The following is a 20,122-nucleotide window of genomic DNA, read 5'->3' on the forward strand; positions in this document are numbered from 1 at the left end:
TGCTTATTCTTCGCTGGTGTGCACTTTGCGGTGCAGGATCGCCTGGAATTCATCGGCGAAGGTGTAGTAACGGCCCAGCAGGGTTTCACTGCGAGCAGCGAAACGGTTGTAAGCGATAACGGCCGGGATGGCTGCGAACAGGCCGATCGCGGTAGCAATCAGTGCTTCGGCGATACCCGGAGCCACGGTGGCCAGGGTCGCTTGCTGGGCAGTGGCCAGGCCACGGAAGGAGTTCATGATCCCCCAGACCGTACCGAACAGACCGATGTACGGGCTGACGGAACCGACGGTAGCGAGGAACGGCAGGCTCTGTTCGAGCTTTTCTTCTTCGCGGGAAATGGCGACGCGCATGGCACGGGCCACGCCTTCCATGACCGCTTCCGGGTCAACGCCTGGCTGCTGACGCAGACGGGAGAATTCCTTGAAACCGGCACGGAAGATCTGCTCGACGCCCGAATCCGGGTCCGGGTTGCTACCGGCCTGACGGTAGAGTTTGGACAGGTCGATGCCGGACCAGAAGCGCTCTTCAAAGCTCTCCAGGGCACGTCGACCGGCGCGCAGCAGGTTGCTGCGCTGAAAGATCATGATCCATGAGGTCACCGATGCGGCTACCAGGATCAGCATTACCAGTTGCACCACGATACTGGCATTGCTGACCAGGCTCCACATGGAGGAATGGTCGACGACGTTAGCTTCCACGCTTTATCTCCTGCTTTGAGTGTGTACCCGCGCCGCTCACGTCGGCAAAGGCCGCACGTAGAGCTTCGGGAATGGCCCGGGGTTTTAAACTTTCAGTGCGCACACAGGCCACCAGAAACTGCCCTTCGCAGAGCAGCGCATTATCCGTGGCTCGCCTGACCTGCTGTTTGAAGCGCAGGCTGACACGGTTCAATTCGATTACTTCAGCGCTTACCAGAAGTTCGTCGTCCAGTCGCGCCGGCGCGTGATAACGCGCTTCGCTGGAATGCACGACAAACAACAGGTCCTCTCCTGCCAGCTGGGACTGGGCAAAGCCCAGATCCCGGAGCCGCTCGGTTCGAGCCCGTTCCATAAACTTGAGGTAATTGACGTAATACACGATGCCGCCCGCATCGGTGTCCTCGTAATAAACGCGACAACGAAGTGCGAAAGGCTCAAGCCCGTTTTGCGCGCGCATACTCTAGTGCTTACTCCTCAGGTTGCCAATCCGGCCAGGCAACTGTTTTTCATTGATTCGCGGCTTTCTGGCAAAAGCACGGTCCTAGGACCGCGCAAATCCCGAATAAATCGGCCCGAAAGGTGATTAATCGTCTACCGCATCGAGGAACTCGTCTACAACGGGCATCTCGCCCAATCGTGACGGAATGTTTAAACCGAAGTGCAGATACGCGTGCCGAGTGACCACTCGCCCCCGCGGCGTGCGCATGATGTAGCCCTGCTGGATCAAATATGGCTCCAGCACGTCTTCAATGGTGTGACGCTCTTCGCTGATCGCAGCGGCCAGACTGTCCACACCCACCGGCCCACCGTCGAACTTCTCGATCATGGTCAACAGCAGGCGCCGGTCCTGGTGATCGAAGCCACGCTCGTCGACGTCCAGCAGGTTCAAGGCCAGGTCGGCGATCGGTTTGGTGATGTGGCCCTTGGCACGCACTTCGGCGAAATCCCGAACCCTGCGCAACAAACGGTTGGCGATCCGCGGCGTGCCACGGGCACGACGGGCGATCTCAAAGGCGCCCTCCGGGTCCAGCGGCAAGCCGAGGATGTTCGCCGAACGACTGACAATCGTCGCCAGGTCGGCGGTGTTGTAGAACTCCAGGCGCTGGACGATGCCAAAGCGGTCGCGTAACGGGTTGGTCAGCATGCCGGCCCGCGTCGTCGCCCCCACCAGGGTGAACGGCGGCAGATCCAGTTTGATCGAGCGCGCAGCCGGCCCTTCACCAATCATGATGTCGAGCTGGAAATCTTCCATGGCCGGGTACAGCACTTCCTCGACGATCGGTGAGAGCCGATGGATTTCATCGATAAACAGCACGTCGTGGGGTTCAAGGTTGGTCAACAGCGCCGCCAGATCACCCGGGCGCTCAAGCACCGGGCCCGAAGTGCTCTTGATCGACACGCCCATTTCCTGGGCGATGATGTTGGCCAGGGTGGTTTTACCCAGACCCGGCGGGCCGAAAATCAGCGTGTGATCCAGGGACTCGTTACGCCCGCGTGCGGCCTGGATGAACAACTCCATTTGCTCGCGAACGGTCGGCTGGCCAATGTACTCGGCCAGGCTGACGGGGCGAATCGCCCGGTCCTGGACTTCCTCGCGGTCGCGAGGGCCGGGCGTGGCGGCAATCAGACGATCAGCTTCAATCACTTAGATCATTCCCTTCAGGGCACGACGAATCATGTCTTCACTGCTCAAACCTTTCTCCTTGATCGCGGAAATCGCCTTGCTGGCTTCCTGCGGCTTGTAGCCCAGGGATATCAGCGCGCTGACCGCGTCATTTTCGGCGGTGGCAACCGGCGCCACATCAGGCCCGCCCGGCTGGTTCGGCACCAGGGCGAACATCGCCGGCACGGTTTCCCAAGCCTTGAAGCGGTCCTTGAGTTCCACCAGTAAACGCTCGGCCGTCTTTTTGCCCACGCCCGGCACCTTGGTCAGCGCCGAGGTGTCCTGGGATTGCACGCAACGCACCAGCTCATCCACTTCCAGGCTCGACATCAATGCCAGGGCCAATTTCGGCCCCACACCATTGAGACGGATCAACTCGCGAAAAAAGTCTCGCTCACGCTTGCCGAAGAAGCCATAGAGTAACTGCGCGTCTTCACGTACGACCAAATGGGTGTGCAAGGTCAGCGGTTCACCGACCGACGGCAAGCGATAGAGCGTGGTCATGGGCACTTCCAGCTCATACCCCAGACCGTTTACATCCAGAATCAGGTGCGGCGGCTGTTTCTCAGCCAGTGTGCCGCGCAAGCGTCCAATCACGTTTCAGATCCTTGAGCGTTGGCCAGATCAATGACTGGCGACTGACAGAACAAGGGGTTTGCGCCGACAACACAGGCGCAAAACCCTCATTCGCTAAAAATGATTGCTGATGCTATCAGAGACGCAGGCGCCCGCCACGACTGCGTGCCGTTCCCAGGCCATGGGGCAACAGGCTGGAACGGGTATGCGCGTGGCAAATGGCAATGGCCAGGGCATCCGAAGCATCGATTTGCGGCTTGCTGGTCAATTTCAGCATGTGCATGACCATCATCTGCACCTGCTCTTTATTGGCGGCACCGGTGCCGGTCACTGCTTGTTTGACCTGGGTTGCGGTGTACTCAGCGATTTCCAGGCTTTCTTCGGCACCCGCCACGATCGCGGCGCCCCGGGCCTGACCAAGCTTGAGGGCAGAGTCGGCATTGCGCGCCATAAAGACTTTTTCGATGCCCATGGTCACCGGGCCGTAGGTCTGGATGACTTCACGCACACCGCGATAGACGATTTGCAGACGCTCATGCAGTTCGCCGGACCCGGTGCGAATGCAGCCCGACGCCACATACACGCAACCACGCCCGGTATCGCGTACCACGCCATAACCGGTGATGCGCGAACCGGGGTCGATACCAAGAATTAAAGTCATAACGCCTGCAGCTCAAAAATGATGCCTGCCGGCAATTGCTTGCTCGGCGTAAAGGCAGAAGCCGGACATGCCTGGCGGTGAAACATCACCGCCTGCACTTCCGGCTTCAAGAGTATTGCAGATCAATCAACCCAGCTGTGCGGCCACAGACTCTGGAATATCCGCGTTGGAGTAGACGTTCTGCACGTCATCCAGGTCTTCAAGCATGTCGATCAGCTTGAGCACCTTCTCGGCGCCTTCCAGGTCCAGTTCAGCGCTGGTGGTCGGCAGCATCACGACTTCCGCATCATCACCTTTGAAACCTGCCGCTTCCAGTGCGTTACGCACGGAATAGAAGCCGGCGAACGAGGTGAACACGTCAATCGAACCGTCTTCATGGGTGACCACGTCATCGGCGTCAGCTTCCATGGCCGCTTCCATCAGCGCGTCTTCATCGACACCTGGCGCGAAGGAAATCTGCCCCTTGCGCTCAAACAGATAAGCCACCGAACCGTCAGTCCCCAGGTTGCCACCGCACTTGCTGAACGCATGGCGAACAGCAGCTGCGGTGCGGTTACGGTTATCGGTCATGCACTCGACCATCACCGCCACGCCACCCGGGCCGTAGCCTTCGTAGGTCAGTTCGACCATGTCGTCGGTATCGGCTGCACCGGCACCGCGGGCGACTGCGCGATCAATGATGTCGCGGCTCATGTTCGCACCAAGCGCCTTGTCCAGCGCCAGGCGCAGGCGCGGGTTGGAACCCGGATCACCGCCGCCCTGACGGGCCGCAACGGTCAGCTCACGAATCCACTTGGTGAAAATCTTGCCCTTCTTGGCATCCTGACGTTCTTTGCGGTGCTTGATGTTCGCCCACTTGGAATGACCCGCCATATCTCGCTCCGAATTTCTCTTTGAAACATCGCCCGCCGCGCACGTTGTGTCGGCCAGCAACAAAAAATCTCGACCTAAAGAAAAGGCGCATCCCGGAAGGATGCGCCTTTGCGGTCAGCTTTACTCAGCCTTTGGTGTTTCGCGCAGACGAATGTGCAGTTCGCGCAATGCCTTGGCATCTACAGCACCCGGTGCCTGAGTCATGACGTCAGCCGCGCTCTGGGTTTTCGGGAAAGCGATCACTTCACGAATCGACTGGGCGCCGGTCATCAGCATGACCAGACGGTCCAGGCCGAAAGCCAGGCCACCGTGCGGCGGCGCGCCGTATTTCAGGGCGTCGAGCAGGAAGCCGAACTTCTCTTCCTGTTCCGCTTCATTGATACCCAACAGGCGGAACACGGTCTGCTGCATTTCCTTGCGGTGGATACGGATCGAACCGCCACCCAGCTCGGTGCCGTTCAGAACCATGTCGTAGGCACGGGACAGAGCGATCGCCGGGTTGGCTTCCAGTTCTTCCGGGGTGCACTTCGGCGCGGTGAACGGATGGTGCAAGGCGGTGAAGCTGCCGTCGTCGTTCTCTTCGAACATCGGGAAGTCGACAACCCACATCGGCGCCCACTTGCAGGTCAGCAGGTCCAGGTCGTTGCCGACCTTGATCCGCAGCGCGCCCAGGGCTTCGCTGACGATCTTGGCTTTGTCGGCGCCGAAGAACACGATGTCGCCATCGACCGCGCCAACACGATCGAGGATCACGTTGAGGTTGGCTTCAGGGATGTTCTTGACGATTGGCGACTGCAGGCCTTCAACACCTTTGGCGCGCTCGTTGACCTTGATGTACGCCAGGCCCTTGGCACCGTAGATGCCGACGAACTTGGTGTAGTCGTCGATCTGCTTGCGCGGCATGCTCGCAGCGCCTGGAACGCGCAGGGCGGCAATACGGCACTTCGGGTCGTTGGCCGGGCCGCTGAACACCTTGAAGTCGACGTCTTTCAGCTGGTCTTCAACGTCAACCAGTTCCAGCGGGTTGCGCAGGTCAGGCTTGTCGGAACCGTAACGACGCATGGCTTCTTCGAAGGTCATGTGCGGGAAGTCGCCGAACTCCAGGTCCAGCACTTCCTTGAACAGGTTGCGGATCATTTGTTCGGTGATGGCCATGATCTCTTTTTCATCGAGGAAGCTGGTCTCGATGTCGATCTGGGTGAATTCCGGCTGACGGTCGGCGCGCAGGTCTTCGTCGCGGAAGCACTTGGCAATCTGGTAGTAACGGTCGAAGCCGGCGACCATCAACAGTTGTTTGAACAGCTGCGGCGATTGCGGCAAGGCGAAGAAGCTACCGGCGTGGGTACGGCTCGGCACCAGGTAGTCGCGAGCGCCTTCTGGCGTGGCACGGGTCAGGATCGGCGTCTCGACGTCGAGGAAGCCGTTTTCGTCGAGGAAGCGACGGATGCTGGTGGTCATGCGCGAACGCAGACGCAGCTTCTCGAGCATTTCCGGGCGGCGCAGGTCGAGGAAGCGATAGCGCAGGCGGGTTTCTTCACCGACATCGGAGAACTCGTTCAGCGGGAACGGCGGGGTTTCCGACTCGTTCAGCACTTCCAGTTCATAGCCCAGCACTTCGATCATGCCCGACGCCATGTTGGCGTTGGTGGCACCCGCCGGACGCAGGCGAACCTTGCCGGTGATCTTCACGACGTATTCGCTGCGCACGCGATCGGCGGCGGCGAAGCTCTCGGCGCGGTCCGGGTCGAACACCACCTGGGCCAGACCATCACGATCACGAATATCGAGGAAAATCACCCCACCGTGGTCACGGCGACGGTGCACCCATCCGCAAAGGGTAATTTCCTGGCCTTCCAGGGCTTCGTTCAGTTGGCCGCAATAATGGCTGCGCATCATGGTAGTGGTTTCACTTCTCGTAATCGAAATTCGGTTGGAGGCCTTGCAGGTGTTGCAAGAGCTCGCGCGTGTCGTTCAACTCAGGTTCCAGACCTTAGTCAGCTTTGTCGCCGCCGGCCAGATTCTTCTTGGAACCGGTCTTGAAATCGGTTTCGTACCAGCCGGTGCCGCTCAGTCGGAAGCCCGGCATGGACAGCATCTTTTTAAGCTCTGGCGCCTGGCAGGCAGGGCAGTCGACCAGCGGTGCTGCGCTGATCTTTTGAATGGCTTCCAACTGATGACCACAGGAAGCACATTGATAGTCGTACATCGGCATGGGGGTTGTCTCGGCGATCAGATTGCTACCGCGCACGCTGGGTTTTGCGGCAAAGAGCGGGATTATATCCATTAAATGCAGCCTGTGCAGCCGTAAGACTGCACAGACTGACACTCTGTCCGATCACCTGCGTGGCTAGGGCATTGCGACGCTGCCCCCTTCTTTCAGGCTGTGCACGACGCAGACAACCCGCACCAGCCCGGTAAAGTTCTTGACCCCGCCATGACGCAAGTGCACTTCGCGATCCACATGGGACAGCAGCGCACTGACCGTACAACAATTGACCTTGGCCATATCGCCCAGAATATCCCAGTACACCTGCTCAAGCCGCAAGCAGGTGGCAAAGCCGTTCAACCGCACCGACCGGGATAAAGGCCGGGCCAGCCCCATATCAAATTCGCTGACAAATGGATCAATCCTTATCTCCTTGACCGGACTGACCCTCCCCTCGCTTCGCCTGTCTTCGTAATCCATATCGTTGACACTCCTTTGTCATCCTTGCCTTCTGTAAGAGCACTCTCCGTGGCCCTATAAAAGCGCAGGCGCAAAGGTATATCCAGATGACTTTATGACCATCGACGTAGGATAAGCCAACAACTGAAGGGCGATCATGGAGAGCGTCCTAGGCCGGCTATTTTCCTACGCCGCCAGACGATTTTTAACGAGCTTAAAAGCGATTTGAAGAAGGCAAAAGACCGCGAATAACACCCGACGGGCGTCATTCGCGTAGTGACGATATTACTGATCCAGCAGAGACCGCAGCATCCATGCGGTTTTTTCGTGGACTTGCATGCGCTGGGTCAGCAGATCAGCCGTCGGCTCGTCGCTGACTTTTTCCAGCAGCGGAAAGATTCCGCGGGCGGTACGGGTGACCGCCTCTTGCCCATCGACAAGCTGCTTGATCATGTCTTCAGCGCTCGGCACACCGGCTTCTTCTTTAATAGAAGACAGCCGCTCATAAATCGAATAGGCGCCGGGAGCAGGAAACCCAAGGGCGCGAATGCGCTCGGCAATCGAATCGACGGCCAGGGCCAACTCGTTGTATTGCTCCTCGAACATCAGGTGCAGGGTCCGAAACATGGGACCGGTGACGTTCCAATGGAAGTTATGGGTTTTCAAATACAGCACATAAGTGTCCGACAGCAGACGCGAAAGCCCGTCAACGATGGACTTGCGGTCCTCTTCACTGATACCGATATCGATTGCCATGTTTTTCCCCTAAAGGTGATGAGTTCATCCAACAGGTGCAGGACCACTCTAGCAAGCCTGCCACCCCCTCGCCGCCCGGGATTGCACAATGACCTGCGACAAATCGCCCCGCGAAGCACCGCTGGACTGCCTGATTTGAGTAGCTGCAGGCTTTGCTGTTAAATAGACCGTGTGTCGCGACCGCCTATTTTTCGGGGGCTGCGCATAGGCTGGTACCGGGTACGTGTCCAACGCCTCTTATTGTTCTGAAGCGAACCGTGCTCCATCAGCTCTTCCTTGTGATCCGTCTTAACGTGAGTTAATCAAAATGTTGAAAATCGTCCACCTGCTAATGGGCGCAGCAGCTTTGCTGCTGTCCTTCATCCCTAGCCTGCAACCCGAAGCTGCTCCTTACCTGCAACAACCCGCTGCGCTGTACCTGGCCTTTTTCGGCCTGCTTAACCTGACCCTCGCTCCGGTTATCCCTTACTGGAACAAAGGTCCTCGTCACCAACTGCAAAACCTGGTCAGCGCCCTGCTGGTCCTGGCCGTCGTCCTGCAAACCCTGACGTTGCTCGCGCCGATGCCTGTCATCGCCGGTCAACCTGCCGTCCTGTTCAGCCTGGTGGCTGCACTGATCGCCGTTCTCCTGCACCTGGCTATCAGCTTCTACAAATCCTCGCCGGCCGCCGCCTCGCCAAGCTACGACATGAGCAACCGCGATACCGGCACCGTCAAGTGGTTCAACACCTCCAAAGGCTTCGGCTTTATTTCCCGTGATTCCGGCGATGATATTTTCGTGCATTTCCGGGCCATTCGTGGCGAAGGTCACCGTGTACTGGTTGAAGGCCAGCGCGTGGAGTTCTCTGTCATGAATCGTGACAAAGGGCTGCAAGCCGAAGATGTGATCGCTGCATTGCCGCGTCGCTGATTCAAGGCTAAAAAAAACCGCGAGCAGCTGAGCTGTTCGCGGTTTTTTATTGCCTGCGGTTTCAATAATGAGGCGGAGGTGCTTCTTCTTCGAAGGTTTCGAACTGCCCGGCCATTTCTTCCTGGCGCTTGAGCAATGCAGCCATCTGCAATTGCAGGCGTTCAACGGCGCGCTGCTGCGTTGCCAGCACATCACTCAATGACTGGATGGTGTCATCCTGAAACGCCAGTTGGCTCTCCAGATCGGTAACGCGATCTTCCAGGCTCATGATTCAACCCTCCAGAAACGTGAAATGTTCGGTTAACAGCAGACGCAGGCGCTCGCGAATGGCCGCAATTTGCGCTGCGCTGTAAGGCACGGCCGGGTGTTTGCCCCAGACCGGGGCTGGCCAGGCGGCGTCCTCACGCTTGCGCACAATGACATGCATGTGCAACTGACTGACGACATTACCCAGCGCCGCGACATTCAGCTTGTCGGCGTCGAACGAATCCTTGAGCAGTTCCGCCAGCGCGGTCGTTTCCTGCCACAGCTGCTGTTGATCTGCGACACCTAACTGAAATATCTCACTGATATCTTCACGGCGTGGCACCAGGATGAACCAGGGGTAGTTCGAATCATTGGATAACAGCAACCGGCAAAGCGGGAAATCGCCAATCGGTAGCGTGTCTTGTTGAAGTCGTGGATCTAAAGCGAACACCGCGCGCACTCCCGCCAGGTCATCATTTTCAGCTTAGCGCCCATCCTGACAGACTGCGCACCAAGCGACAGGACGCCAGCATACCCGTGAACGCCACTGCCTTCACGCCGCACGAGCGCCCCTAAATGGGCCTTTTTTGCTCACGGCGCACCATTACAGAACCGCAGACCACGCCAAAAATGCTGAAATGACTGATAACCAATGAAAAGTTCCAGATGAGTCCGTTACCGCACTGTTTGATATCAGCACAGTGATTAAGATTTTTTGCACCAAAACCGCACAGTGCGTCTACGCTGAGTGCGTCAGCATCCGAGAATTACTCAACGAGGGGTGAACCGGTAACATTTTTCGTTGTCACGCTTTCCGTTTCAGTGGTGCAACACCATGCAATGCACGGCGTCAAGCGTACAAAAAACACGCTTGAAGCCCCCGGTTTCATGAGGTTTTTATAGCGACAGGCAGGTTTCCAGAAAAAAACAGCTACAGAATTCTGGTTTGTGCACGCTTGTTGCATTCACACCCACATAGCTTTGGAAGCCTCCGCTGGAAGTGGAAGCCTCAAGGCCAATAAAAATAGCGGCAGGGTTGCCCAATGGAGATTCAAACGTTTCACCAGGGACTCTTTTTAGCGATGCACAAGCCTTGGAAAACAACGTTAAAGTTGCCAATCCGCTTGCGTCGAGGCAGTAAATTTGCGACATCTACCAAGCTGTTTGCGACAGGGTCGTAAAGAAGCTGAAAGGTTAGATACGCAAGTATCGCCAACATGGTCGGCGTGATATAAGTTTGCGCCGACACAAAAAGAAAGAGCCGCCCAGATAATAAAACAGGTGGGACGGCAGTACTCTTCTAAAAACCAAAGGAGCAAATCACGATGCGCGTGATGAAGTGGAGCATGATCGCACTGGCTGTTTCGGCTAGTACCTCGCAGTTCGCAATGGCGTCTTCTCAAGAGGAATCCAAGGGCTTTTTTGAAGATCAGAGCCTGAATGTCAAAAGTCGCATGCTGTACATGAACCGCGATTTCAAGAACGGTGCCTCCAACAACCAAAGCACCGCAAATAAACAACGTATCACAGGCTACCGCGAAGAAACCGGCCTGGGCGTCCAAGCTGTTTATGAGTCGGGCTTCACCCAAGGTACTGTTGGTTTCGGTTTAGACGCCTTGGCCAATGGCATGATCAAACTGGACAGCGGTCCAGGCCGCACCGGTAACGGCATGTTCGGCAAGGACAGTGATGGCACGCCAGAAGACACCCAATCCAACGCTGGCGGCGCAGTTAAATTCCGCTTGTCCGACACTGTTCTGAAATACGGTAACCAATACGTTGCCAGCCCTGTCTTCTCTACTGACGACAGCCGTTTGCTGCCAGAAGTTGCTACCGGTACTTTGATCACCAGCAAAGAAATCAAAGGCCTTGAATTGAGTGCTGGTCATTTCACCGCGATGCGGGCGCAGAACCAAATGGGGCGCGATAGCCTTGGTCTGAAAGCCGCAGATATTGCCGGTGCAACCTACCAGTTCACCGACAATTTTGTTGCCGGCGTAGCTGCTTCCGATGTTGACGACCATTTCAAGAAGCAATACATCAACGCCAACTACACCCTGCCGATCAACGAAGATCAGTCCTTGAACTTCGACTTCAACGGCTATCGCTCCAAGAGCCAGGGTCAAGAGCTGAGCGGTGACGTTGACAACCGCATCTGGTCCCTCGCAGCGGCCTATAGCCTTGGCGCACATAAATTCACCTTGGCTCACCAGCGTTCGACCGGTGACACCGGTTATGTTTATGGCGTTGACGGCGGCGGTACTATCTTCCTCTCCAACTCCGTTCAATACTCCGACTTCAACGGTCAAGACGAGCGCTCCTGGCAGGCTCGCTATGACCTGAACATGAAGAGCTACGGCGTTCCTGGCTTGAGCTTCATGACTCGTTACATCCGTGGCGACAACATCACCACCGGTGACACTGAGTCCAAAGAACACGAATGGGACTTCGAGACCAAGTATGTTCTGCAAAGCGGCCCAGCCAAGGACCTGTCTTTCCGCGTACGTAACGCGGTCTATCGTGCAAACTCCGCATACGATAGCGACAAAGTTGACACCCGTCTGATCATTGAATATCCGCTGAGCATCTTGTAATTCAGCGCTAATTCGACAGCTACACAGCACGGCAACAAAAAAAACGCTCACCTGAATCAGGTGAGCGTTTTTTTGTGCCTGGTTTCCATACCGTCTTTTGATTGTTGCCAGTTCGATAGCAACCTAACAGTACAATACTGACAACCTCCAAGTGACAACGAAGACGTTATTGCGGCACAGTCTCCTGAACCACACGAATAACCCGCTGTGGAAACGGAATATCGATACCCGCCGCTTTCAAACGATCCCGGGACTGTTCATTGAACATGAACATCACATCCCAGTAATCCGCGGTCTTCACCCAAACACGCAGCGAAACAGTAATCGAACTGTCTCCCAGGGTCGAAATAACGGCTTGTGGTGCAGGTTCTGCCAGGATGCGTTCATCTTTGGCCAAATCCAGCAACACTTCACGGGCCTTCTGCAAGTCCGCTTCGTAGTCCACGCCCACATCAAATACAACTTTGCGGGTTGGCTGACGATTTGTATTGGTAATGATACCGTTCGACAAGTTGCCGTTAGGCACAATGATGGTCTTGTTATCGCCAGTGCGCAGTACGGTGTGGAAAATCTGGATACTGTCGACCGTACCGGCAACGCCTTGGGCTTCGATCCAGTCACCGATGCGGAACGGACGGAACAACAGAATCAGCACGCCGCCAGCGAAGTTCGCCAGACTGCCCTGCAAGGCCAGACCGATGGCCAGACCCGCCGCACCAATGGCCGCCACGAACGAAGTGGTTTCCACGCCGATCATTGATGCCACGCTGACTACCAGCAAAACCTTGAGAATAATGTTCGCCAGACTGCTGATGAAACCTTGCAGCGCGAGGTCGGCATTACGCAACGCCAGCAGGCCGCCAAGTTTTTGCGCCACCTTGCTGATCAACCACCATCCGACTGCCAGCGTGATGACTGCCAGTAGCACGCGGCTGCCGTACTCCATGATCATCGGGATCCAGGCTTGGGATGCCTTGACCAGGTTGTCCACTTCGGTATTCAAATCCATCTACTTTCTCCTGGGTTAAGCACAATCCGGGTGGGAGCGACGGTGCGGCGATCCGACCTGCTCGCGAAGAGGGCAGATCAGTCGACATCACCAATGAATGACCCACCGCTTTCGCGAGCAGGCTCGCTCCCACAGGGTTCCCGCATTGCTAGGTCAGTCGCGGAAGTTGTTGAACTGCAGCGGCATATCGAAAGTTTTGGCGCGCAGAGCTGCAATCGCCTCCTGCAAATCATCACGTTTCTTACCGGTGATGCGCACTTGCTCGCCCTGAATGGCGGCCTGAACCTTGAGCTTGGCGTCCTTGACGTGAGCGACGATTTTCTTCGCCAGCTCTTTGTCGATGCCCTCCTTGAGGACGGCTTCCTGTTTCATCAGCTTGCCCGACGCGTAGGCATCCTTGACTTCAAGGCACTGCACGTCGATCTTGCGCTTGACCAGGGCCAGCTTGAGGATCTCGATCATCGCCTCGAGCTGGAAGTCAGCCTCGGCGGTCAGGTTGACGGTCAGGTCCTTTTCCTTGAATTCAAAGGTGCCCTTGCCTTTCAGGTCATAACGGCGATCGAGTTCCTTGACGGCGTTCTCGACCGCGTTGGTGACTTCGTGTTTGTCCAGTTCGGATACCACGTCGAACGACGGCATGTAATCTCTCCAATAAAAGGCGCGCTCGATAGCGATGGCGCGCGCTTGGCTTGCGGTTAAAATCGGGCTCATTATAACGGGTCTTTTCCAACCGATACTGCGAGCCTCACATGCCTGTGCCAAACCGAGCAAAAAGCTGATGTCCACCACCTGGCATGTATTGGGCGCCGGCAGCCTCGGCACCTTGTGGGCCACCCGCCTGGCGCGGGCCGGGGTGCCGGTCCGGTTGATCCTGCGCGATGAGCAACGCTTGCAGGCATATCAGGCGGCCGGAGGGTTGACGCTGGTGGAACACGGAGAAGCCAGCACCTATGACATCCCCGGTGAAACACCCCACGGCAACGAGCCGATCCACCGTCTGCTGGTGGCGTGCAAAGCCTACGATGCCGAAAAGGCCGTGGCGCAACTGGCGCCGCGCCTGGCGCCTGATGCCGAACTGATCCTGTTGCAGAACGGCCTCGGCAGCCAGGACGCCGTCGCCGCGCAGGCTCCCCAAGCGCGTTGTGTATGCGCCTCAAGCACCGAAGGCGCGTTTCGCGATGGCGACTGGCGTGTGGTGTTCGCCGGTCACGGCTACACCTGGCTGGGGGATGCCGGTCATCCGGTCGCGCCGATCTGGCTGGACGACTTGACTGCCGCCGGTATTCCTCACGAATGGAGCACCGACATTCTCACGAGGCTGTGGCGCAAACTGGCGCTCAACTGTGCGATCAATCCGCTGACCGTGCTGCACGATTGCCGCAACGGCGGCTTGCAGGAACACCATTGCGAAGTCGCCACCCTTTGCGTCGAACTGACCGACTTGCTGGAACGCTGCGGTCAGCCGGCAGCCGCCGAGGACCTGCAACAGGAAGTCGAACGGGTGATCCATGCCACCGCGGCCAATTACTCCTCGATGCACCAGGACGTCGCAAGCCAGCGCCGAACCGAAATCAGCTATCTGCTGGGCTATGTCTGCAAAGTGGCCTCGCGGCACCAGTTGAACCTGCCCCACCTCAATCAATTACAGCAGCGGCTGATTGCCCATCTTCAAAGCCTTGGATTGCCCAGCGACTGAGCAGCGGCTACGCTGGCCACTTGTTCCTTTTCAGCGATGAACCTGATGCCATTGCGCCAGCGTCTCGAAAACCTTCCGGTCGGCCAGAAACTGCTGGCCGCCCTGCTCGTGCTGTTGATCACCATCCTGCTGGTCGCCAACCTGACCTTTATCAGCGCCGCGTATTACATCTCTCAGGAAAGCATGGCGCCCCAGGCCTTGCAGACCATCGGCCGACTGGTGTCCAACCCGAGCCTGGTGGCCGACGCCTTGAAGTCGCCGCAAAGCGCGGAACGCCTGCTCAACGAACTCAATAGCTATTCACCGCTGCGGGCGGCGGCCCTGTATGACGGCAAGGGTGAGCGATTGGCGCAATTGCAACATGGCGAGAAGCTGCAACTGCCAGAACGCTATCGGCATATCGAAGCCTGGCAGGCCACCGAGTTTCGCAGCAATCAGATCATCACCCTGCCCCGCCCTGGCACCGCGCCGGGCCACCTGTTGTTGGTGGCCAGCAGTGAACTGCCAATGGCGTTCTACACCGGGACCCTGACTGCCAGTCTCGGCATTCTGATCTTCAGTGTGCTGTTATGGCTGGTGATCGCCCGGCAAATCAAGCGCCTGATTACCCGGCCGATCCATCAGCTCGAAGAACTGTCCCGGCAAGTGACCCGCGAAGAGAACTACGCCCTGCGCGCCTCCCGTGGCAACCACGACGAAATCGGCAGCCTCGCCGAGGCCTTCAACACCATGCTCTCGCGGATCGAAGCCCGGGAGCAGCAGCTCAAACGGGCCCGGGACGATTCCCAGGCGGCTTACGATCAGGCGCAAGGCCTGGCCGAAGAGACCCGCCACACCAATCGCAAGCTGGAACTCGAAGTCCAGGTGCGCAGCAAGATCGAGAAAAAACTTACCGGTTTCCAGAACTACCTCAACAGCATCATCGACTCCATGCCGTCGGCCCTGATCGCCCTTGATGAGCAGCTCTACGTGACCCAGTGGAATCAGGAAGCCAGTGCGCTGTCCGGCACGCGTCTGGACGAAGCCTTGAACCAGCCGATCTTCCTCGCCTTCGAACCCTTGAAGCCATTTCTGCCGCAGCTCAAGCAAACCGTCGAGCAGCACACCGTGGCGAAGATCGAGCGCGTGACCTGGTTCAAGGACGATGAACCCAAGCATTACGCCCTGACCTTCTACCCGCTGATGGGCGGCGCCGGGCGCGGCGTGGTGATCCGGATCGATGACATCACCCAGCGTCTGTCGCTGGAAGAGATGATGGTGCAGTCAGAAAAAATGCTCTCGGTCGGTGGCCTCGCCGCGGGCATGGCCCACGAGATCAACAATCCGTTGGGCGCGATCCTGCACAACGTACAGAACATTCGGCGACGCCTGTCACCTGACTTGCCGAAGAACCTCGAACAGGCTGAGCTAGCCGGCATTTCCCTGGACACGGTCAACAAATACCTGCAATTGCGCGAAGTACCGCAGTTGCTTGATGGCATTCAACAGGCTGGCGCCCGGGCGGCGAAGATTGTCACGCACATGCTCAGCTTCAGTCGCCGCAGCACCCGGCAAATGGCCCCGTGCGACCTGCCGGCGCTGATCGATCAGGCGGTGGAAATCGCCGGTAACGACTTCGACCTGGCCATCGGTTTCGACTTCAAGGGCCAGGCGATCATCCGTCAGTTCGACCCTGCGCTGGGCCCGGTGCCCGGCACGGCCAACGAACTGGAACAAGTGCTGCTCAATTTGTTGAAAAACGCCGCTCAGGCCATTCACCAACGTGAAGACGACAGTGAACCTGGGCGAATCATTCTGCGCACCCGGCTGAATCCGCCGTGGGCCGAAATCCAGGTCGAGGACAACGGTATCGGCATGAGCGAGAACGTGCGCAAACGCACCTTCGAGCCGTTCTTCACCACCAAGGAAATCGGTCAGGGCACAGGCCTTGGCTTGTCGGTCTCGTATTTCATCATCACCAATAACCACAAGGGGCAGATGGAGGTGCAATCGACGCCGGGCCAAGGCACCTGTTTTACCTTGCGCCTGCCGCTGGCCGGCTCCCCCGTCATCTCTCAAGAACTCAATCAGCTATCGAGGTAACCCATGGGCTTTCGCTTGTCGAAGATTTACACCCGCACCGGCGACAAAGGCGAAACCGGACTCGGCGATGGTCGCCGCGTGCCCAAGGACCACCCGCGGATCGAGGCCATTGGCGAAGTCGACACGCTGAACAGCCAAGTGGGCGTGCTGCTGGCCGGATTGGCCGCAGAAAGTGCTGCGAATCCGGGTTTGAACGAGGTGATTGAGGTTTTGGCGCCTTGCCAGCATCGGTTGTTCGACCTCGGCGGCGAGTTGGCGATGCCGGAGTATCAGGCGTTGAATGCAGCGGAAATCGAACGACTGGAAACGGCGATCGATCTGTGGAATGAGGAGTTGGGGCCGCTGGAGAATTTCATTCTGCCGGGAGGTTCAGCGCTGATTGCCCAGGCCCATGTGTGCAGAAGCCTGGCGCGCAGCGCGGAGCGGCGGTGTCAGCAGTTGAATGCGATTGAACCGTTGGCTGGGGTTGGCTTGGCGTATATCAATCGGCTGTCGGATGTGTTGTTTGTGGTGGCGAGGGTGATAGCCAAGCGGCAGGGGGTTGCCGAGATTCTTTGGCAGGCGGCTGCTAAACCTCAGGAATAATTGGCGTATTCGAGGACGCTATCGCGAGCAGGCTCGCTCCCACAGTTGACCGAGTTCCTCCAGAAGGAATGCGATCAAAGGTGGGAGCGAGCCTGCTCGCGATGAGGCCGGTGGCTACATCACAGAATCAGGCCAAAACGCCCGAATCCCCGCCACTCCCTGCGCCCCCGCCTCCCAAGCCTTTTGCTGTTCCGCCGGGCCAACACCACCGAGCAAGAACACCGGTTTGCTGAAACCGTCGATCAACGCCGCCACCTGCTCCCAGCCCAACGGCAGCGCATCCGGATGAGTCTGGGTCGGCTGCACCGGTGACAAGGTCACAAAATCCACGCCCATCTGCTCGGCCAGCGCCAGCTCTTCAGCGTTGTGGCAAGACGCCGCCAACCAGCGCGACGCCGGTAACGGTCGACCCGCCGCTGCATATTTGCGCAACTGCGCTGACGTGATGTGCCAGCCGGCGGACGGGAAGTCGCCCAGCCACTCGAACGGGCCCTTGATCATCAACTGCGCCTTGCCAGCACACAGCCCCGCCGCATCCACCGCCAGATCGCGGTATTTCGGATCGTAGCCGTTGGGTGCCCGCAGCTGGATCAGCTTGATGCCGCCAGCGATGGCTTTCTGGATTCCACGCAGCAAGGCCGGGGTTTCCAGGTCTTCAGGCGTAATCAAATACTGCGCAGGCAAACGTGCAGCCGCCACGATCGGCTGGTTGGCTGCCGGGAACTCATAGCTCAGCAGATCACGCTGGCCCACCCATTCCAAAGGCTGGCCTTCGGCGCCATGAGGCTCGCCGGTAAAGGACGAAACTTCCCAAACGTCCAGCAACACTTGCTTGTCCGGGTAATCGTGGCGGACTTTGATCAACGGACGCGCGGCGCTGACCACAATGCCCAACTCTTCCTGGAGTTCGCGAGCCAATGCGCTTTCGACGGATTCGTCATCCTCGACCTTGCCCCCGGGGAATTCCCACAAGCCGCCCTGGTGCTGGGTGTCGGCACGGCGTGCGATAAGGATCTTGCCGCTGCTGTCGCGGATAACGGCGGCGGCTACGTGTACTCGTTTCACTGCCCAATCTCCTCCAGGCCAGCCTTCTGCCAGGCCTTGAACGATGGCCATTGATAGACGGTTTCAACGTAGGCTTCGTCCACCGCCGGCAATTTCACCTGATAGGTGCGCAGGCGCACGGCAATCGGGGCGAAGAAGGCATCGGCGAGGGTCGCGCCACCGAACAGGAACGGACCGGTTTCAGTGGCGACCGCACGGCATTCAGCCCACAACGCCAGCATGCGCTCGATGTCTGCCTGAACCTCAGGAGGCGTCGGCGATAGCGGTGCGTCGCGGCTCAGGTCGAACGGCATGTTGCCGCGCATGGCAAAGAACCCGGCGTGCATCTGCGCACAGGCCGAACGGGCCTGGGCACGGGCGGCGGTGTCTTTGGGCCAGAGGCCAGCGTCGGGGAATTGCTCGGCCAGGTATTCGGCAATCGCCAGAGAATCGGCGATGGTGCCGTGCACGGATTTCAGCAGCGGGACTTTGCCGGTCGGCGAATGCTTGAGCAGGCGTTCGCGGGTGTCCGGCTGGCCCAGCTTGATCAGTTCTTCGGTGTACGGGGCGCCAGTGAGGTCAAGGGCCAGTGCGCCGCGCAGGGACCAGGAGGAAAGCAGTTTGTCGCCGATGATCAGGTGGAGGCTCATGTTCGGGACCTTTTGAGAAGGGAAGCGGGCCAGCATTTGCAGTGTCTGGTCGGCCGTCTTCGCGGGCGATCCGACGTGCCCGCGAAAGCGATCTATCTTATGTGCGGTATTCGGCGTTGATCTTCACGTATTCGTGGGACAGGTCGGTGGTCCAGATGGTTTCGCTGCAATCGCCGCGACCCAGTTCGATACGGATGGTGATCTCTTCCTGCTGCATCACCGCCGCGCCCTGGGCTTCGGTGTAGGTCGCGGCGCGGGCGCCACGGCTGGCGATGCAGACTTCGCCGAGGAACACGTCGATCTTGCTGACGTCCAGGTTCGGCACGCCGGCACGGCCAACGGCAGCAAGGATGCGGCCCCAGTTCGGGTCGGACGCGAACAGCGCGGTCTTGATCAGCGGCGAGTGCGCCACGGTGTAACCGACGTCCAGGCATTCCTGATGATTGCCGCCGCCGTTGACTTCAACGGTCACAAATTTGGTCGCGCCTTCGCCGTCACGCACGATGGCCTGGGCCACGTCCATGCACACTTCGAACACGGCCTGTTTCAGCTTGGCAAACAACTCGCCTTCGGCGCGGGTGATTTCCGGCAGCGCGGCCTGACCGGTGGCGATCAGCATGCAGCAGTCGTTGGTCGAGGTGTCGCCGTCGATGGTGATGCGGTTGAACGACTTGTTGGCACCGTCCAGCAGCAGATTCTGCAACACGTCGCGGGAAACTTTGGCGTCGGTGGCGATGTAGCCGAGCATGGTCGCCATGTTCGGACGGATCATGCCCGCGCCTTTGCTGATGCCGGTGACGGTGATGGTCACGCCGTCATGCTGGAACTGGCGGCTGGCACCTTTGGGCAAGGTGTCGGTGGTCATGATGCCGGTGGCGGCAGCTTCCCAGTTATTCACTGACAGGTCGTCAAGGGCGGCTTGCAGCGCACCTTCGATTTTCTCGACCGGCAGCGGCTCACCGATCACACCGGTGGAATACGGCAGCACCAGGCTGGCGTCAACGCCGGTCAATTCAGCCAGTTTCGCGCAGGTGCGCTCGGCGGCGGCCAGGCCAGGTTCGCCCGTGCCGGCGTTGGCATTGCCGGTGTTGGTCAGCAGGTAACGTACCGGGCCTTGCACTCGTTGCTTGGCCAGAATCACCGGAGCGGCGCAAAAGGCGTTCAGGGTGAACACGCCCGCGACCGTGGAGCCTTCGGCGCAGCGCATGACCACAACATCCTTGCGCCCCGGGCGCTTGATGCCGGCCGAGGCGATACCGAGTTCAAAACCGGCAACCGGGTGCAACGTTGGCAAAGGACCAAGACCAACAGCCATGAATGCGCTCCTTAATAAATGATGTCAGCACCGCTCTCAGGAAGAACGGTGGTGTAAATGGCAAAACGCCGCGACGGCTGATGCCGGTCGCGGCGCGG

Annotated in this window: 22 protein-coding genes; 5 read left to right on the top strand and 17 right to left on the bottom strand. The window is 58.5% G+C overall.

Annotated features, from left to right (window positions below):
- Positions 1-3: 3 nt before the first annotated feature.
- From tolQ to AC1ROI_RS07885, 10 genes are all read right to left on the bottom strand, one after another.
- Entirely contained in the window at positions 4-699 is a 696-nt protein-coding gene (tolQ, locus tag AC1ROI_RS07840; RefSeq protein ID WP_008147369.1) for a protein TolQ, read from the bottom strand.
- Positions 689-1,156, bottom strand: coding sequence for a tol-pal system-associated acyl-CoA thioesterase (ybgC, locus tag AC1ROI_RS07845; protein ID WP_010457477.1), 468 nt, complete (start codon positions 1,154-1,156; stop codon positions 689-691). The genes tolQ and ybgC overlap by 11 nt, the downstream gene beginning before the upstream one ends.
- 126 nt (positions 1,157-1,282) lie before the next feature.
- On the bottom strand, positions 1,283-2,344 hold the full coding sequence (ruvB, locus tag AC1ROI_RS07850; protein WP_008147374.1) for a Holliday junction branch migration DNA helicase RuvB: 1,062 nt from the start codon (positions 2,342-2,344) through the stop codon (positions 1,283-1,285).
- Entirely contained in the window at positions 2,345-2,959 is a 615-nt protein-coding gene (gene ruvA / locus AC1ROI_RS07855) for a Holliday junction branch migration protein RuvA (protein WP_077748709.1), read from the bottom strand.
- Positions 2,960-3,074: 115 nt separating this feature from the next.
- A complete protein-coding gene (gene ruvC, locus AC1ROI_RS07860; protein WP_008147379.1) occupies positions 3,075-3,599 on the bottom strand; it encodes a crossover junction endodeoxyribonuclease RuvC in 525 nt (174 codons plus the stop codon).
- Between the two features lie 126 nt (positions 3,600-3,725).
- The gene (locus AC1ROI_RS07865) at positions 3,726-4,472 is read right to left on the bottom strand and encodes a YebC/PmpR family DNA-binding transcriptional regulator (RefSeq protein ID WP_102595472.1); all 747 of its coding nucleotides are present in this window, start codon (positions 4,470-4,472) and stop codon (positions 3,726-3,728) included.
- A gap of 120 nt (positions 4,473-4,592) precedes the next feature.
- Positions 4,593-6,368: an aspartate--tRNA ligase gene (gene aspS, locus AC1ROI_RS07870; protein ID WP_042932630.1), complete on the bottom strand. Its 1,776-nt coding sequence runs from the start codon at positions 6,366-6,368 to the stop codon at positions 4,593-4,595.
- A gap of 94 nt (positions 6,369-6,462) precedes the next feature.
- Positions 6,463-6,684: an FmdB family zinc ribbon protein gene (locus tag AC1ROI_RS07875; protein ID WP_010457489.1), complete on the bottom strand. Its 222-nt coding sequence runs from the start codon at positions 6,682-6,684 to the stop codon at positions 6,463-6,465.
- Positions 6,685-6,819: 135 nt separating this feature from the next.
- On the bottom strand, positions 6,820-7,158 hold the full coding sequence (locus tag AC1ROI_RS07880; protein WP_010457491.1) for a ribbon-helix-helix domain-containing protein: 339 nt from the start codon (positions 7,156-7,158) through the stop codon (positions 6,820-6,822).
- Between the two features lie 264 nt (positions 7,159-7,422).
- A complete protein-coding gene (locus AC1ROI_RS07885) occupies positions 7,423-7,893 on the bottom strand; it encodes a Dps family protein (RefSeq protein WP_010457493.1) in 471 nt (156 codons plus the stop codon).
- A gap of 307 nt (positions 7,894-8,200) precedes the next feature.
- Between AC1ROI_RS07885 and AC1ROI_RS07890 the strand changes: the two genes are divergently transcribed.
- Complete coding sequence (locus tag AC1ROI_RS07890) at positions 8,201-8,803, top strand: cold-shock protein (protein WP_010457494.1); 603 nt, start codon at positions 8,201-8,203, stop codon at positions 8,801-8,803.
- Between the two features lie 61 nt (positions 8,804-8,864).
- Here AC1ROI_RS07890 and AC1ROI_RS07895 read toward each other — a convergent pair whose 3' ends face one another.
- A complete protein-coding gene (locus AC1ROI_RS07895; RefSeq protein ID WP_010457497.1) occupies positions 8,865-9,071 on the bottom strand; it encodes a SlyX family protein in 207 nt (68 codons plus the stop codon).
- A 3-nt stretch (positions 9,072-9,074) separates the two neighbouring features.
- Positions 9,075-9,500, bottom strand: coding sequence for an HIT domain-containing protein (locus AC1ROI_RS07900; protein ID WP_042933027.1), 426 nt, complete (start codon positions 9,498-9,500; stop codon positions 9,075-9,077).
- A gap of 874 nt (positions 9,501-10,374) precedes the next feature.
- Between AC1ROI_RS07900 and AC1ROI_RS07905 the strand changes: the two genes are divergently transcribed.
- Complete coding sequence (locus tag AC1ROI_RS07905; RefSeq protein WP_010457501.1) at positions 10,375-11,643, top strand: OprD family porin; 1,269 nt, start codon at positions 10,375-10,377, stop codon at positions 11,641-11,643.
- Positions 11,644-11,809: 166 nt separating this feature from the next.
- Here the strand turns inward: AC1ROI_RS07905 and AC1ROI_RS07910 are convergent, their stop codons facing one another.
- Positions 11,810-12,652, bottom strand: a complete 843-nt coding sequence (locus AC1ROI_RS07910; RefSeq protein ID WP_010457503.1) for a mechanosensitive ion channel family protein — start codon at positions 12,650-12,652, stop codon at positions 11,810-11,812.
- Between the two features lie 153 nt (positions 12,653-12,805).
- A complete protein-coding gene (locus AC1ROI_RS07915) occupies positions 12,806-13,291 on the bottom strand; it encodes a YajQ family cyclic di-GMP-binding protein (RefSeq protein ID WP_007906601.1) in 486 nt (161 codons plus the stop codon).
- Between the two features lie 139 nt (positions 13,292-13,430).
- On the opposite strand from AC1ROI_RS07915, the gene AC1ROI_RS07920 reads away from it, so the two are divergent.
- The 3 genes from AC1ROI_RS07920 to AC1ROI_RS07930 are packed head-to-tail and all read left to right on the top strand — an operon-like array spanning position 13,431 to position 17,015.
- Complete coding sequence (locus tag AC1ROI_RS07920) at positions 13,431-14,348, top strand: putative 2-dehydropantoate 2-reductase (RefSeq protein ID WP_010457507.1); 918 nt, start codon at positions 13,431-13,433, stop codon at positions 14,346-14,348.
- A 45-nt stretch (positions 14,349-14,393) separates the two neighbouring features.
- Positions 14,394-16,430, top strand: coding sequence for a sensor histidine kinase (locus tag AC1ROI_RS07925; protein ID WP_042933026.1), 2,037 nt, complete (start codon positions 14,394-14,396; stop codon positions 16,428-16,430).
- 3 nt (positions 16,431-16,433) lie between these two features.
- Entirely contained in the window at positions 16,434-17,015 is a 582-nt protein-coding gene (locus AC1ROI_RS07930; protein WP_010457512.1) for a cob(I)yrinic acid a,c-diamide adenosyltransferase, read from the top strand.
- 114 nt (positions 17,016-17,129) lie between these two features.
- Here the strand turns inward: AC1ROI_RS07930 and AC1ROI_RS07935 are convergent, their stop codons facing one another.
- The 3 genes from AC1ROI_RS07935 to argJ all read right to left on the bottom strand — a co-directional run bounded on the left by AC1ROI_RS07935 (position 17,130) and on the right by argJ (position 20,024).
- Positions 17,130-18,080 (bottom strand): Nudix family hydrolase, encoded by a 951-nt coding sequence (locus AC1ROI_RS07935; protein WP_010457514.1) that lies wholly within the window; start codon positions 18,078-18,080, stop codon positions 17,130-17,132.
- Positions 18,077-18,709: a glutathione S-transferase family protein gene (locus AC1ROI_RS07940; RefSeq protein ID WP_010457515.1), complete on the bottom strand. Its 633-nt coding sequence runs from the start codon at positions 18,707-18,709 to the stop codon at positions 18,077-18,079. Before AC1ROI_RS07940 ends, AC1ROI_RS07935 begins: the two co-directional genes overlap by 4 nt.
- A gap of 97 nt (positions 18,710-18,806) precedes the next feature.
- Positions 18,807-20,024: a bifunctional glutamate N-acetyltransferase/amino-acid acetyltransferase ArgJ gene (gene argJ, locus AC1ROI_RS07945; protein WP_010457517.1), complete on the bottom strand. Its 1,218-nt coding sequence runs from the start codon at positions 20,022-20,024 to the stop codon at positions 18,807-18,809.
- Positions 20,025-20,122 lie beyond the last annotated feature (98 nt).

This window comes from Pseudomonas sp. GW823-FHT02C02 (assembly GCF_058797635.1).